General features: G+C 60.1%; 15 protein-coding genes and 1 pseudogene. 10 read left to right on the top strand and 6 right to left on the bottom strand.

Annotated elements, in window-relative coordinates:
• The first annotated feature begins 357 nt into the window (after positions 1 to 357).
• The 4 genes and pseudogenes from JNK74_04490 (at position 358) to JNK74_04475 (ending at position 3,997) form a co-directional block, all read left to right on the top strand.
• Positions 358 to 1,185 carry a sulfite exporter TauE/SafE family protein gene (locus tag JNK74_04490; protein MBL7645432.1) on the top strand — a complete coding sequence of 276 codons (828 nt, stop codon included), beginning with the start codon at positions 358 to 360 and terminating at the stop codon, positions 1,183 to 1,185.
• 9 nt (positions 1,186 to 1,194) lie between these two features.
• Positions 1,195 to 1,575: pseudogene (locus JNK74_04485) on the top strand (hypothetical protein).
• Entirely contained in the window at positions 1,566 to 2,099 is a 534-nt protein-coding gene (locus JNK74_04480; protein MBL7645431.1) for a GNAT family N-acetyltransferase, read from the top strand. The pseudogene JNK74_04485 and the gene JNK74_04480 overlap by 10 nt, the downstream one beginning before the upstream one ends.
• 125 nt (positions 2,100 to 2,224) lie before the next feature.
• The gene (locus JNK74_04475) at positions 2,225 to 3,997 is read left to right on the top strand and encodes an ABC transporter ATP-binding protein (GenBank protein ID MBL7645430.1); all 1,773 of its coding nucleotides are present in this window, start codon (positions 2,225 to 2,227) and stop codon (positions 3,995 to 3,997) included.
• A gap of 18 nt (positions 3,998 to 4,015) precedes the next feature.
• Here the strand turns inward: JNK74_04475 and JNK74_04470 are convergent, their stop codons facing one another.
• Positions 4,016 to 4,309: a type II toxin-antitoxin system RelE/ParE family toxin gene (locus JNK74_04470; GenBank protein ID MBL7645429.1), complete on the bottom strand. Its 294-nt coding sequence runs from the start codon at positions 4,307 to 4,309 to the stop codon at positions 4,016 to 4,018.
• The gene (locus tag JNK74_04465; protein ID MBL7645428.1) at positions 4,306 to 4,524 is read right to left on the bottom strand and encodes an addiction module protein; all 219 of its coding nucleotides are present in this window, start codon (positions 4,522 to 4,524) and stop codon (positions 4,306 to 4,308) included. Before JNK74_04465 ends, JNK74_04470 begins: the two co-directional genes overlap by 4 nt.
• 141 nt (positions 4,525 to 4,665) lie before the next feature.
• Here JNK74_04465 and JNK74_04460 point away from each other — a divergent pair, with 141 nt between their 5' ends.
• The 3 genes from JNK74_04460 (at position 4,666) to JNK74_04450 (ending at position 7,836) form a co-directional block, all read left to right on the top strand.
• Positions 4,666 to 5,256, top strand: a complete 591-nt coding sequence (locus JNK74_04460) for a hypothetical protein (GenBank protein MBL7645427.1) — start codon at positions 4,666 to 4,668, stop codon at positions 5,254 to 5,256.
• A gap of 330 nt (positions 5,257 to 5,586) precedes the next feature.
• Positions 5,587 to 6,663, top strand: coding sequence for an exo-alpha-sialidase (locus tag JNK74_04455; protein MBL7645426.1), 1,077 nt, complete (start codon positions 5,587 to 5,589; stop codon positions 6,661 to 6,663).
• A 102-nt stretch (positions 6,664 to 6,765) separates the two neighbouring features.
• Complete coding sequence (locus JNK74_04450; protein ID MBL7645425.1) at positions 6,766 to 7,836, top strand: exo-alpha-sialidase; 1,071 nt, start codon at positions 6,766 to 6,768, stop codon at positions 7,834 to 7,836.
• A gap of 121 nt (positions 7,837 to 7,957) precedes the next feature.
• Here the strand turns inward: JNK74_04450 and JNK74_04445 are convergent, their stop codons facing one another.
• Positions 7,958 to 8,677: a histidine phosphatase family protein gene (locus JNK74_04445; GenBank protein ID MBL7645424.1), complete on the bottom strand. Its 720-nt coding sequence runs from the start codon at positions 8,675 to 8,677 to the stop codon at positions 7,958 to 7,960.
• Positions 8,678 to 8,804: 127 nt separating this feature from the next.
• On the opposite strand from JNK74_04445, the gene JNK74_04440 reads away from it, so the two are divergent.
• A complete protein-coding gene (locus JNK74_04440) occupies positions 8,805 to 10,205 on the top strand; it encodes a TolC family protein (GenBank protein MBL7645423.1) in 1,401 nt (466 codons plus the stop codon).
• Positions 10,206 to 10,377: 172 nt separating this feature from the next.
• Here JNK74_04440 and JNK74_04435 read toward each other — a convergent pair whose 3' ends face one another.
• Complete coding sequence (locus JNK74_04435) at positions 10,378 to 10,698, bottom strand: HU family DNA-binding protein (GenBank protein ID MBL7645422.1); 321 nt, start codon at positions 10,696 to 10,698, stop codon at positions 10,378 to 10,380.
• 369 nt (positions 10,699 to 11,067) lie between these two features.
• On the opposite strand from JNK74_04435, the gene JNK74_04430 reads away from it, so the two are divergent.
• On the top strand, positions 11,068 to 11,694 hold the full coding sequence (locus tag JNK74_04430; protein MBL7645421.1) for a metallophosphoesterase family protein: 627 nt from the start codon (positions 11,068 to 11,070) through the stop codon (positions 11,692 to 11,694).
• Positions 11,695 to 11,715: 21 nt separating this feature from the next.
• On the opposite strand, the gene JNK74_04425 is transcribed toward JNK74_04430, so the two are convergent.
• A complete protein-coding gene (locus JNK74_04425) occupies positions 11,716 to 12,423 on the bottom strand; it encodes an HAD family hydrolase (GenBank protein MBL7645420.1) in 708 nt (235 codons plus the stop codon).
• A 10-nt stretch (positions 12,424 to 12,433) separates the two neighbouring features.
• Entirely contained in the window at positions 12,434 to 12,802 is a 369-nt protein-coding gene (locus JNK74_04420) for a hypothetical protein (GenBank protein MBL7645419.1), read from the bottom strand.
• Between the two features lie 595 nt (positions 12,803 to 13,397).
• On the opposite strand from JNK74_04420, the gene JNK74_04415 reads away from it, so the two are divergent.
• A complete protein-coding gene (locus tag JNK74_04415) occupies positions 13,398 to 14,330 on the top strand; it encodes a glycoside hydrolase family 43 protein (protein MBL7645418.1) in 933 nt (310 codons plus the stop codon).
• Positions 14,331 to 14,493: the final 163 nt, after the last annotated feature.

Genomic DNA, 14,493 nt, shown 5'->3' with positions numbered 1-14,493 from the left:
GAAACCGCCGTGGTACCGCGCAGGTATGCCCGGTGGTGTGAGAGGGGGAGAGGGGTAACCCCTCCCCCTACTCGATTGGGTCCGGGGGGACTGCCCCGCACGAACAAGAACGCCTTCCGCAAAAGCCGCGTTGCGCCAGGAGGTACCCTCCAACCGAGGGAGATCAACCGCGCGTGCGGGACCGTCCTCCGTTTTAAAAGCGCGGGACGGTCCCGAACGCATGGAGTGCCTCGTCCAACGGGGTTTCATCGCTCGAACCACACTTCCTGTAGTCGTTCGAGCGCCTCTGCGTTCCGGACGGTCCCGTCGTTGCGCTATACTACGCCCTCGATGTCCTTCCAATAGAAAGCCTTCTTCATGTTCAGCGCATTTATCGAGCCCGGCGTGCCGGTCGTGCTCTTCTGGATCTTCGTCTCCGTAGCCATCGTTATTCAGGGCATCAGCAAGTCGGGCTTTGCGGGCGGCGCGGGTATTCTTTCGCTGCCATTGATGATGCTGGTGATGCCGGTGGACAAAGTGGCGGCGACGCTGCTGCCCCTCTTAATTCTGTGCGACCTGAATGCGATCTATCACCACCGGCACAACAAAGACTGGGCGCAGGTGATGCGGATCTTTGTGCCGTCGTGCCTGGGCATCGTGCTGGGGGCGCTGGTGTGGTGGCAGATCGGTCGGGAGGGCGTGGAGTTTTACGGCCAGTTGATCAAACGTATGGTGGGGGTGATCGCGATTGTTTTCGGGCTCTACATCGCCGCGAAGGATCGTTCCATGGCGTGGGTGGCGCACCACAAGGCGGGTCGAAGGACCGCCGTGGCCGTCGGCGTCTTGGCCGGTTTTACCTCCACCATCGCCCATGCCGCGGGGCCGATTGTGAGTCTCTACGTCTACTCTCAGGGTTTCAACAAGACCCTCTTCGTCGGCACGGTGGCGTGGACCTTCACCCTGATCAATATTACCAAGCTGCCTTTCTATACCTGGGCCGGTCTGGTGGACACGAGCGTGCTGTGGTTCGACGCGTGCCTCGTGGCGCTCATACCGGTGGGGTCGTGGCTGGGCCACTGGATGCACCACCGGGTGTCGGAGTGGTGGTTCAGCCGAATCATCATGGTGCTGACCCTGGTGGCGGGGGTGCAGTTGCTGTTTGATGTGCAGGTGATCCAGTGGGCATTGGAATTGATGGTGCGGTAGTGAGCGGAAGGACTTGAAGGACTTGAAGGACTTGAAGGACTTGAGGGACTTGAGGGACTTGAGGGACTTGAGGGACTTGAGGGACCTGAGGGACTTGAGGGACTTGAGGGACTTGAGGGACTTGAAGGACTTGAAGGACTTGAGGGACTTGAAGGACTTGAGGGACTTGAAGGACTTGAAGGACTTGAGGGACTTGAAGGACTTGAAGGACTTGAAGGACTTGAAGGACTTGAAGGACGGCAGGGCCGCGTGGCCCCTGAAGGCCTTGATGTCTTCGTTGCCTGCTGTCCCTGTAATCGGTGTAGGACGCCAGCGGTATGCATTGTGCTCCCCAAGGTATACGCGTCTCCAACCCGCGCCAACCTGGAAGGATCATACCCGTGGAAATAGAGACACCCCGCCTGCGCTTGCGCCCCTGGCAACGGGAAGACAAGCCCGCGCTCTTGCGCCATGCGGACAACCCCAACGTGTCGCGCAACCTGTGCAACATGTTTCGCTCGCCCTACACCGAGGCCGACGCCGATGAGTGGATTCAGAGCTGCCTGGCCACCGAGGGCCCGTGCAGAAGATTCGCCATCGAAATCGAAGGTGAGGTGGCCGGCGGAATCGGAATCCACCCGCGAGAGGACGTCCTCGCGCGGACGGCGGAGATCGGTTACTGGCTGGGCGAAGCGTACTGGGGTCAGGGCTACATGACCGAGGCGCTTCGGGCGATTGTGGCCTATGCGTTTCAGACCCTGGCCTATCACCGGCTGGAAGCGGGTCACTTTGGCTGGAACATGGCCTCCGGGCGCGTGCTGGAGAAGGCGGGCTTTCGCCTGGAAGGATGCCAGCGCGAGCGCTTCTTCAAGAATGGCGAGTTCACGGATGATATGATCTATGGGCTGCTGCGAGGGGAGGCAATGGACAATTGACAATTGACAACGAACAACGAGGAGGAAGAGGTCAACTTTTGCAAATGTAGAGCCAATCGTAGAATCTACACGGTAAAAAAAGTTGTCCATTGTCCATTGTCCATTGTCCATTGATATAATGTCGCATGACCTTCGGCTCCCCCACATTCTGGCGCTTTCTCCGCTACGCCCGCCCCTACCGCTTCTACATCATCGGTTCGGTGGCGACGGGCGTGGTGAAGTTTACCCTCGCTCTCCTGCTTCCCTTTGCCATGGGCTATTCCGTGGACAACATCATCCTGGCGGATATTCCCGGCGATGAGAAGATGAGCCGGCTGCTCCAGATGTCGGCCATTCTGATAGCGGTCTTCATCGGGCGTATTCCCATTGCCTACTACCGTTCCTACTGGGCGGAGCTGGCGGGCAATCGCACCATCTTCGATATTCGCAACGCGCTCTATGCCCACGTGCAATCGCTGGGACTCGCCTACCACGCCGGACAACGCACCGGGGCCACGACTTCGCGCCTGACCAACGACATTAACCAGGCCCAGGGCATTCTGGATCGGGGCGTCATGTCGGTCGGCGTCGATTTCATTTTTCTCGTCGGCGTGGTGATCTTTCTCTTCTTCGAGAATTGGCAACTGGCCACGGCGAGTCTGTTCACCCTGCCCATGTACGCCCTCGTCTTCGGCGTTCTGAATCCGCGCCTCCGTGTGGCGTCCCAGCGCTCCCTCGACGAAATGTCCCGCCTTTCCGGCGAGATCAACGAAAAACTCACGGGCCACAGCGTGGTCATGTCCTTTGTGCGCGAGCGTTCCGAACGCCTCCGTTTCATGAAGCTGCATCGCAACTACTACGACGAAGTCATGGTGCGTACCCGGATCCACGTCTCCATGTTTCAGGTGGGCGAATTCTTCACCATGGTCGGACCGCTCGTGGTGACGCTCGTGGGCACCTGGCTCGCGGTGAAGGGGTCGATCAAGCCCGGCGAACTCGTGGCCTTCAGCGGCTACCTGGCACACCTCTACCTGCCCACGCGCCGCCTGGCCGACGCCTCCGCCGCCGTGCAGATGCAGCTCGCGGGTATGGACCGCGTCTTTGCCATCCTGGACGTGCAGCCGGACATTGCCGACGCGCCCGATGCGAAACCCCTCCAACTGACGGAAGGCCGCATTACGTTTGAGGACGTGCATTTCTCCTATCTCGACGATCAGCCCGTGATCGAAGGTATTTCCCTCGATGTGGAGCCCGGAACCGCCGTAGCCATCGTGGGCCGCAGCGGCGGCGGCAAGAGTACGCTGGTGAAGCTCGTCCCCCGATTCTACGACGTGAAGCGCGGCGCGATCCGCATCGACGGTCAGGACATCCGCGAGGTCACGCTCCACTCGCTGCGCGAGAAAATCGGCATGGTGATGCAGGACGCCATCCTGTTCGGAGGTTCCGTGCGGGAGAACATTCTCTACGGGCGGCGCGGCGCCACGGAAGAAGAAATGCTCGAAGCGGCCCGCATGGCCCACGTGGACGAGTTTGTGGAGGAACTTCCCAAGGGCTACGACACCCTCATCGGCGAGCGCGGCGTGACGCTTAGCGGCGGCCAGAAGCAACGCCTCAGCATCGCCCGGGCCTTCCTGCGCGACCCCGAGATCCTCATCCTCGACGAGGCCACCTCCAGCCTCGACTCCCACGCGGAAAATGTGATCCAGGAAGCGCTGGAGCGCCTGATGAAAGGCCGCACCACGCTGGTCATTGCCCACCGCCTCGCCACCGTAGTGGATTGTGATCGCGTGGTGGTGATTGAAGATGGCCGCATCGTGCAGGACGGCACCCACGACGCCCTCATCAACGAAGAAGGCCCCTACCGCGCGCTGTGCGAAGAGCAATTCGGCGCGGTGCAGTTGGAAGATTTGGCGGGCTGAAGCCGGTCGCGCCAAGAGTCAAATACGATCTTGCCAAATCTTCGGATCTTGCCGTTCGTGTACTACCGCCAGAACTACGATCAGGTCATCCACAAGATCGTAGACAATTTGATATTTAAAGCGGTGAACCATGCAACGACGTACATTCCCAGAGATAACTGGGTAGGATTTGGGATATTCTCGAATACGATCCAAGCTTTGGTGAAATTCTGTTGCGAGGCTGATACCGAGCCCGTCCTCCAGCGCTTCGTAGTACCCTGCCGCCTCTTCGAGTTCCTGCTGCGCGGGCTCAAGCAGCCTCACATCCATCATATCCCCAATCGCCGCCTGGATTCTTCCAACGAAACAGTGGGGATGCGGCCCTCCGCATAGCCCCTTCTTCGGCTCTCTATTTCGTGAGCCCAGGCACTGCTAATGACTTCTTGACCCGCCGGGCTGAAACTGGCAAGGATATCTTCCATAATCAGCTCGCGGTCAATAACCGGCAACGCCAGAACTTGCTCTCGGAGCGTCTCTAGATCGCTCATGACGGTCACCCTTTCTCAGATTTCCTTGAGTCGAGTATAGCACTAAATCCAAGGGAGCGGAAAATACCGTACATTCGAACTCCGAGCGCCGTTTTCGTATCATGCGGCCATAAATATACTGAAAACGCGAGGAACCAACCCATGGCGAAACCAGACGAACCCGTATCCCGCACGAACCGGATGGGAAAGACCTATTACCTCCACGCCGCGACCACGAGGAAGGGCGCGACCCGCTACGTCATGAAGACCACACGGGCGGGAGCGCTCGATTCTGTGCCCGACGGCATGGAAATTGTCGAAGGCCCCAATGGAGAAGTCTCCGCGCGCAAGATTCTAACGCCGGAAATCAATCTACTCGAAATCCGGCTCATCGAAGCCAAACTCGCGGCGTTGGGCCTGCCGGGCTATCGGGTGGCCGAGAAAGGGCCTCATCTCACGGTCTACGAGCCACGGCGCTCCGCCGGGGACTTGCAGGATCTCGCGGACTCGTTGAACGGCGCGCGCATAAGCGAACAGAGCTTGTTGTCCCGAATCTTTTCAAATCTCGACCCGGCCGGGCAGGCGGCGTTTCGGGCGGAATTCAGGCCACCCGAGTCGAACATCGACAAGATGCTGGATACTTCACGGGTCGAACCTGTGCTTCGATTTACGCTGGAAGACAAGGCGAAGCGCATGTTCAGCGTGGAGCGCATGACCTATCGCGGCCACGGCGGCTGGCACTCGCTCGCATAGATGGCGAGCTTGCAGAAAGCCGCCGATACCTATCTTAAGCATCTGGGCAAGGAGAGTTTCTTCGAGTTGATGTAGGGACCGGAAAACGGGGGTCTTTCGTGGTTTGTCTGCCAAGCGGTCCGGTTCTTTTCCGGCATCCCCTGGGACAGGCCCGCGCTTCATGGTGCGCCTCGTTACCTTGCGATTCTGGGGGTTGTAAATGTTCTTGCCGCGATACCTGGCACTGTTGCGCGGGTCCGTCCCCCGGTCGCGTTGCATTCCGTCTGCTCAGCAGATATCCTTTGAGTCGCAGTGATGACGTCCGACTCGCACATCAACGGAGATCTACCCATGCGTTATACCGCGCTTTTTTGCGCAGGCGCGCTCGCCCTGCTCGTCACGCCCGTCTTCTCCGCCGAGGATATCCTCATCGAGCATGTCATCGGCAAGGAGCATCCGGGGAAGTACAAGCACCCGGCCTCCGTTACCCAACTGGACAACGGTGATTTACTTGCGACGTACTACGGAGGCGGCGGGGAGTATGAGGACGATTCCAAGGTGTGGGGGATTCGACGGAAGGCGGGAGAGACGATATGGTCCGAGCCGAAGCTGCTGGCGGACACGCCCTTCCTGGGCGAGGGCAACGGCATCGCCTGGCAGGCGCCCGACGGCCTGGTGTGGCTGTTCTACGTCCAGCGCTACGGCGACACCTGGTCGGAGTCGCGGACCCTCGCGAAGATATCGGAAGACGGTGGCGAGACGTGGTCTGACTCCATGGTGCTCGACTTTGAATTGGGCACGATGTGCCGTGGGGTTCCCATCGTGCTGAACAACGGCGACTACCTGCTGCCGGTCTATCACGAAACGGGCAGCGACATCGACCGGACCTTCCCTGACACGAAATCTTATTTTCTGCGTCACAATCCGAAGACCCGCACGTGGACCCCGACCGGGCGGATCAAATCGAAGCATGGGAATCTCCAGCCGGAGCCCGTCCAGATCACGGACGAGCATCTCATCGCTTATGTCCGCCCCGGCGGTGATTTTGAGCCCAGCACTTCGCGCTACATCCTCCGCTCCGAATCCCGCGACGGCGGCGAGACGTGGAGCAGGGGCAAGGACTCCCAGTTTCCCAACCCGAATTCGGCGGTGAGCTTTATCAAGCTGCAAAGCGGCAAGCTGCTGCTGGTTTTCAACGACAGCATGAACTATCGCACGCCCCTGACGGCGGCCATTTCCGAGGACAACGACCAGACCTGGCCCCATCGCCGCGATCTGGCTACGAGCGGCATCGACAATACCTTCGGCTACCCCATGGCGATTCAGGCGAAGGACGGGACCATTCACGTGATCTGCACGACCGGTATTCGCGACACGGTGATTCTGGTAAGCTTCAAGGAAGAGGCGATTCTGGGGCATACGAAATAGCGCTGGGCGAATTCGAGTTTTAATTGAGTTTCATCTCGGCCACCCTTTATTCTACCCCGGTGTCGACGACGTCCAGTTTCACCCCAACAAGGAGTAGCTTTCATGTTGCGTAATTCCCTGTCCTGCGCTTTGGCGCTGGTTTTTCTTTCGGCTTCCGCGCTCGCGGCGGACGATATCAAGGTGGAGAAGGTGATCGGCACGGAGAAGCCGGGGGCCTACAAGCACCCCGCCGCGATCACGGAGCTGGACAACGGGGATATCTTCATTACCTTTTATGGCGGCGGCGGTGAATATGAGGATGAGTCCAAGGTTTACGGTATTCGTCGTTCACCGGGTCAGACGGAATGGTCGGAGCCGCAGTTGCTGGCGGACACGCCATTTCAGGGCGAGGGCAACGGTATCGTGTGGCAGGCGCCGGACGGTCTGGTGTGGCTGTTTTATGTGCAGCGCATCGGCGCCACGTGGTCCGAGTCGCTGATCAAGGCGAAGATCTCCGAAGACGGCGGCCACACGTGGTCGGATTCGATGAACCTGGGTTTTGAGATGGGCACCATGGTGCGGGGTCGTCCGATTGTGCTGAACAACGGGGATTACCTGCTGCCGGTTTATCACGAGACGGGCAGCGACCGCGAGGTGATCGGGCGGGACACCACGTCGTATTTCATGCGCCACAATCCGAAGACGCGCACGTGGACGCCGACGAAGCGGATCAAGTCGAAGAAGGGCAATCTCCAGCCCGAGGCCGTGCAGATCACGGATGACTACCTGGTGGCCTATTGCCGCGTGGGCGGTGGCTACGAACCGAGCACGAACCGCTATCTGGTGCGCGCGGAGTCTCACGACGGCGGCGATACCTGGACCCGCGGCAAAGATTCCCAGTTTCCGAATCCGAATGCGGCCGTGGGTTTCATCAAGTTGCAGAACGGCCATTTGCTGCTGGCCTACAACGACAACATGAACGAGCGGATTCCCCTGACCATCGCGATTTCCGAGGACAACGACAAGACTTGGCCCCATCGCCGGGATGTGGTGGCGCCGGGCAATACCTTTGCCTATCCCATGGCGATTCAGGCGAAGGACGGCACGATCTACGTGGTCTATACCACGGATTCCCGCGCCACGGTGATGCTGGCGAGTTTCAAGGAAGAGGCGATTCTGGGGCACACAAAATAAGCGACTGAACGATTCCAGGGCCCTCTGCCGAGGTGGCGGAGGGCCTTTTCATTTTCTGGGAGTTCATCAGACGGATCAGACGGATCAGACGGATCGGACTGATCGGACTGATCAAATTTCGCTACCGATAGGTCCAGTGCCGCGCTTCGGTCAGGTGGGGCGCGTTGTTGAAACTGCTGAGCGAAATGCGGCCGCCGCCGAAGAGATACTCCACGAGGGCGCCGTTGCGCAGGGTCCAGATGAGGCCCAGGGTTCGCGGGGCATCCAGACCGAGCACATGACCCGCCGAGGCCGCTGCGACGCCGCCTGAGGTCACCAGGACCACGCGGCTTCCTCTGGGCAAACCCCCGGTATGAAGCGTCACTGCAATTTGCACGCGGCTCCGAAACTCGTCCCAGGTTTCGAGTCCATCTTCGTGAAACGCGCCCGCCGCCCACTGCGTGGTGACGGCCTCCATGTAGTGCTGGATGGTGCGCCGCTTTGCCGTGATATCCGGCGCCGATTCGAAGGCGTGTTTCAGCGCCCCGATGGCGGGGTCGCGTTCGGCGAGGGTGCCGTTCGCATAGCGGAAGAGGCCGTCCCAGTCGAACTCGTCGAGGCGATCATCTTCGGCGATTTCTGTGGGGGTCAGGTTTGCGGCGTTCAGCGCCGTGAGGATGGCGTCGGCCGACTGGCGATGTCGCCTGCGCGGGCCCACGACGAAACGCGTGGTGTGGGTGCCCTGTGCGGCCCAGAACTCGCCCAGGCGTCGCGCCTGCTCCACGCCGAGTTCGGAAAGCTGGTCGTAGTTTCCGGACAGAAACGAGGCCTGGCCGTGGCGCACGATGATGAGTTCGCTCATGGGTATGCTCCGATGCTGGTGTGGAAATGCTGCCGGGTGAACGTTGCGCGAAGGCGGGCCTTTGACTGCCCCAAGCCGGGGGCATTAAGATCAGGCGCTGCCTTAACCCTTTCGGGAGTCTGTCCCCATGAAATCATCCACGCTTTTTCGCCTTGCCTTTTGCTCTTCCGCGCTGCTGACCGCGGGGGCCCAGGCCGATCCAAAACTGGAGCAACTCCTGGAGCAGGCCGGGCCGATCCTTGCGGAGCCCGAAGCATATCACACGAGCGTCGAAGGGGGCGAGGCGCTGGAGACGCTGGCCCTGACGCTGGATCAGTGCGTGGCGCTGGCGCTCGAAAACAATGCCCAGGTGCTCGAAGCCGACACCGATATCGCCCTGCGCGAGGCCCAGACGGGCCAGGCGAAGGCGCGGCGGCTGCCACAGATAAAGGGACAGGCCGCCTACAACTACATTGAGGAACTTGATCAAGGCATCGGCCGCGCGGGCATTCAAAAACTGATCGGCGCCGAAGGCTATGCGCCGGACAAAGCGACCACCACCACGGGCCTGAGCATCACGCAGTTGATCTACGCGGGCGGCCAGGTGCAGGCGGCGGTGAAGGCGTCGGAATATCTTGCCGCGTCGGAAGTGTGGCGCCGCGATGCCGTCCGCGCGGAGATTGCCTATCAGGCGCGGGAAGCCTACCACAATGCCCTGCTGGCCGCTTCGCTCGTCACGGTGGCCACGGAGGCCCTGGAGGCCTTTGAGCGTCATGTGAAGGATACGGAGGCCCTGCAGCGCGAAGGTGCCATCACCAACTTTGAGGTGATGCGCGCGAAGACCGAAGCGGGCGCGCGGCGCTCCGATCTTGAGGCGGCTCTGGCCGGCGCGAAGCTCGCGGATATCAACATGCGCCGCATTCTCGCGCTGCCGGAGCACCAGCCCCTGAGCTACGATGCGTCGCTGCCCTGGTCTCCCGTGGAAGCCAAGGCATCGGAACTGATTGCGCAGGCCCGCGAGAAACGCCCCGAAGTGCTCGCCCTTCAGGAAGCCCTCGCCGCGACAGGCGAGCAGGAAAAGGGCGTAAAGGGGAAGTACCTTCCTCAGGCGGCGGCCACGGTGAAGTGGCAGAGCGTGGACAATGGCGGACGCGTATTGACGGATGGCTGGCAGGTGAACGTAGGCGCGCAGTGGGATCTCTATCTCGGCGGTCAGCGCAAGCATGAACTGGGCGAGGTCCGCGCGCGCGCGGAGAGTTTGCGCATTCAGTTGGACGACCTGGAGCGTCTCGTGGCGGCGGATGTGGAACAGGCCTGCGTGCGGCTGGATGAAGCGACGGCTTCGATGCGCGCGGGCAAAGAGACGGTTGCACTGGCGGAGGAGAGCGTGCGCCTGGCGGAGCTGCGCTACAAGGAAGGCGCGGGCACGCAGACGGAGATCATTGACACGGAACTGGCGCGCACCCAGGCGAAGACCGCGCTGGTGCAGGCCATTCGCGATTATTTCGTGGCCTATGCGTCGCTTCAGCGCGCGACCAACAATGGATAATGGACAATTGACAACTGACAATTGACAACGAGAATCGGGCGGAAAATCTCTGGCTGGCAGGTTGCTCAATCTCTTCATTGTCAATTGTCAATTGTACATTGTCAATCAAAAAAACCCGGCCTCACCGAAGTGAAGACCGGGCCGGGTCAGCGCCGCAGTTAAGCGGTATAGGCTATTTCTTTTCCTTGGCGGGCGTGATCGCGTCTTTCGCGGCCTTGGCGATGCGGAACTTGAGCACCTTCTTGGCAGCGATCTTGATGGTCTCGCCGGTCTTCGGGTTGCGGCCCTTGCGCGCCTTGCGCTGCTGGACGACCAGCTTGCCGAGGCCGGGGATGGTGAAGCCGACGGCGGCCTGGGCGTAGGACAGTTCGGTCAGCGCGTTGAGCACGTTGCCGATGTCCTTCTTGGAAAGCTGGGTTTCTTCGGCCAGGGCTTCGATGACTTTGGACTTCGTGAGGGCCTTGTCGGTCGGCTTGGCTTTTTTAATGGTCATGGTTGTTTCTCCTTTGAAATCAATGGGTCTTGAATGCTGTCGGCGCCGGCCCAAGATACGCGACAGACGTATACTCTCTCCGGTGCTGCGCGCAACTACCGGAAGCGCCTTCAGCGATGGTGTATTGATTAACTTCTAAATAATGATTTGTCAAGCCCTATTTTCAATGCTAAAAATTTTTTGGGTGCCAAATCGCCCTTATTTTACAGGCCGATTGGCGGTCGCTAAAGTCAAAAAAACGATTTAAGTTTTGCAACGTCTTTAATTTCAGCGGTTTACAATTTCGTTGAAGGCCGCAGTTGAAGCGCGTATAGTTCGCAACGCCGCGCAACGCGGCCAGAAATTTTTTTTCCTGGAAGGAACAAATTCATGATCTTCGCCGCAATCGGCAGCATAAACGGCAATAAAAATGCGCTCCATTGCGCGCTCAATGCGATCGCCGACATGGGAATTCAGACGATTCTGCACACGGGCGACGCGGTGATGGGCGGCAATGGCGGGAACGAAGTCATTGCGCTGCTGGAAGAATTCGGCGTGATCTGCGTGCAGGGCAACCGGGATCGCATGGTTGTTCGATACTCGCGCAAGCAGGAAACACTGGATCGCAAAGTCGATGAAGCGAGTCTGACGGCGCTGCGCGAGGCCCATGAGTACCTGAGCAGTCAGAATCTGGAACGGCTCCGGGACTGGCGAAAGACCCGCGAATTCATTGTCGAAGGGCTCGCTGGTATCGTGTGCCATGGTTCGCCCGGCAATCCGCGTGAAGTGATCACGGTGGATACGCCCGTGGCAAAGTTGAAGCGCCAGCGCGAAATTACGCGCGCGGATATAATTGTCAGCGGCGGCACCGATGACTTCTTCACGCGCCACGTGGACGGCGCGCTATTCGTCGCGCCGGGATCGCTCACGGCGGAAGAGGGCGTCGCGCGTTATGCGTTGATCAGCACGGAAGAAACACCCTGGAGCGCAACGCTGGAGCGGGTGAAACTGGGGTAAGAGCGACCGAGCCCGCGTTTTTCAAATCCCCGGTAGCGCGTCGAGGAATTCACCCCAGTGGCGAAAGACGTATTCCGCGGTCGTATTTTCCGCGAAGCGATCATTCGCGCCGGCGAAGAGGGCGCCCACACCGCCGACCGCATGCACACCCACGATATCCGTGGGTTCCAGATCGCCTATGTGCAGGAGTTCGTGTGGGGCCACGCCGAGTGCGTCGGCGGTTCGATTAAACATGGCCGCCTGGGGTTTGGCCACACCGAGCTCGTCGGAGAAGGTCATGTGGGTGAAATAGGGTGTAAATCCATGCAAATCCAGCAACTTCTTCAGTGAAGATCCGGGGCTCATGCCGCTGTCGGAGATGATGCCGATGGGGCCCCGTGCGGCGGCCGCTTTGACGGCGTCAAGGGCGCCTTCGATCAGGCCGGGGGGATAGACCAAAATCGACGTGCCGAAGGCGTGGGCCAGTTCGTCGGCGAGCGAATCTGAAATGCTCAGATCCAGATCGCGACATACCATGCGCACCGCATCGATGGGTTCCAGCGTGCGCTGTTCGGCAACGTGAACCTGAAAGAAGTAGTCGTGGGCGGCCTTGAGCGCGCGGCTTACGTCCGCCTGGGGTGCGCCCGTGGCCCGGCAGAAGGCTTCCGCGCGGTGCTCATGGCGCACGTCGCGGTCCTGCTCGCGAAAAAGGGTCATCCAGTAGTCAAAAGTGATGGCGCGGACGGGCATGGGCAACCTTCTAACGAACCAGTTTCTTCAGTTTCCGAAGGATCTTCTTCGCAATTTTCTGGGCGAGGGAAGGGCTCTCGTAGCGATTTCCCTGGATGCCCTGCTCGGCAACCAGATCGCGCAACGACTGGAGTTGTGTCTCGGTCACGCCTTCGGTGCGGTGGCCGAGCTTGCGCGCCGGCGTGCCCGCCCAAATCTCCAGCGGTCCAATATCGCGCGTCACCACGCTGAAGGGGCCCACCACGGCGCCGTCGCCAATCGTGACGCCGGGTCCGATGATGCAGCCGCTGCCAACGAATACGTCGTTGCCGATGTGGATCGGCTTTGAAACGTACGCCACCTCGCGGCAACCCTTCGTGGAGCCCTTGAGCACGGGCATGGTGTCGCAGATCCAGGAGTACTCCGCGATGGCCGTGTAGTTGCCAATCTGGATAAGCTGGTGGGCCTCCGCGGTGCAGCCCCAGCTCAAACCGGAACGGTTCCCGAAGACTATTTTGCCCTCGCCCCGGGTGCGCAGTGTCACGTTGTTGCGGAAGCGGCACAGATCCCCCAACTCCACGTGGCCGTCCACATGAAGACTGGGAATGGGAAACTGGCAGCGCTTGCCCTTGCGGGCAAACTTCCACGTATGTTTCAGCGTGAGCCAGGTGCGTTCAATGGTGTTCATGGGGGCCTTTCGAGACTTCGAGGGGGTATTGTAAAGGAGCACGGCGGGGCGGGGCAACGCGGGGCGGGAGGAGTTGCTCACCTCGTGCAACTGAAACTGTGCGTGGGCCGAGAAAAAGAGGTCACGCAAAGGCGCCAAGGCACAAAGGGCAAAGTGGATCAAGAGCGGCGCTACCAGCGATGGCATCTCGGTCGCATCGCCGTTTATCGTTCCTCGGCGTGTGGAGTACTATGATGGCCTTGTTTCGTCGAGTGAACAGAAAGGGAAAATGGTCATGAAGCCTTCAATCCACCGCCGGCATTTTTGCATCACCGCGATTGCGATCTCGTTGCTCTCCGCGCTTCCGCTGAGGGCCGCCGAGGAGGACAACGTCCTTCTCTTTTCCTTCTTCCGCAACAACGGCGAGGCGGGGCTGTATCTCGCCACGAGCGAGGATGGCCTCCGCTGGGAGGAGGTGCGCAAGGACCACGTGTGGCTCGCACCGAAGGTGGGCGAATCGGTGCTCATGCGGGATCCCTGCATCATCACCGGCGCGGATGGTCTGTTTCACATGGTGTGGACGCCGGGCTGGCAGGAGCGGGGCATTGGCCATGCGAGTTCGAAGGACCTGATTTCGTGGTCGGAGCAGCAGTATGTTCCGGTAATGATGCACGAGCCCACCGCCCGGAATGCCTGGGCGCAGGAGGCCTTCTACGATGACGCCACCGGCCAGTACCTCATTTTCTGGGCCACTACGATTCCGGGGCGCTTTCCCGAGACCGAGGGGAAGGGGGACGGCGAAAACAATCACAGGATCTATTACACGGCCACGAAAGACTTCAAGACCTTCAGCGACACGAAACTCTTCTACGATCCCGGCTTCAATGTAATCGATTCCACGGTGGTGAAGGCGGGGAACGAATACGTCATGTTCCTTAAGAACGAGACCCTCAAGCCCGAGGAGAAGAACATCCGCGTGGCCACGGCGGAGAAAGCGGAAGGCCCCTGGAGTGCGGCCTCGCCGAAGATTACGGGCGACTACTGGGCCGAAGGCCCCTCCGCGGTGCACTGGAAGGGCCAGTGGCTGGTTTACTTCGACAAGTATATGGATCATCGCTATGGCGCGGTGCGCTCCGTTGATCGGAAGACCTGGGAAGATGTTTCGGAGCAGATTGTGATGCCCGATGGCATCCGCCACGGCACGGTCTTCGTCGCGCCCCGCGCGGTACTCGAGGGCCTTCGGAAGGCCGCAGTGAAGTGAGGCCGATGTGGATTTAACCCCCGCTGCGAATACATTTATAATCATCGGCGGGGTACATGGTTCCCGTGCCCGATAGATTCCGTGAGTTTTCCGCATGAACCAGGAAGGAATTTCCCTGTGCGCAAGTTATCTGCCTATACCGTTGTTGGTCTGTTAACCCTGC

The organism is Candidatus Hydrogenedentota bacterium, from assembly GCA_016791475.1.
GTDB lineage: Bacteria > Hydrogenedentota > Hydrogenedentia > Hydrogenedentales > JAEUWI01 > JAEUWI01.
The sequence above is the reverse complement of the archived record's forward strand: the minus strand, read 5'-3'. Positions and strand labels throughout refer to the sequence as shown.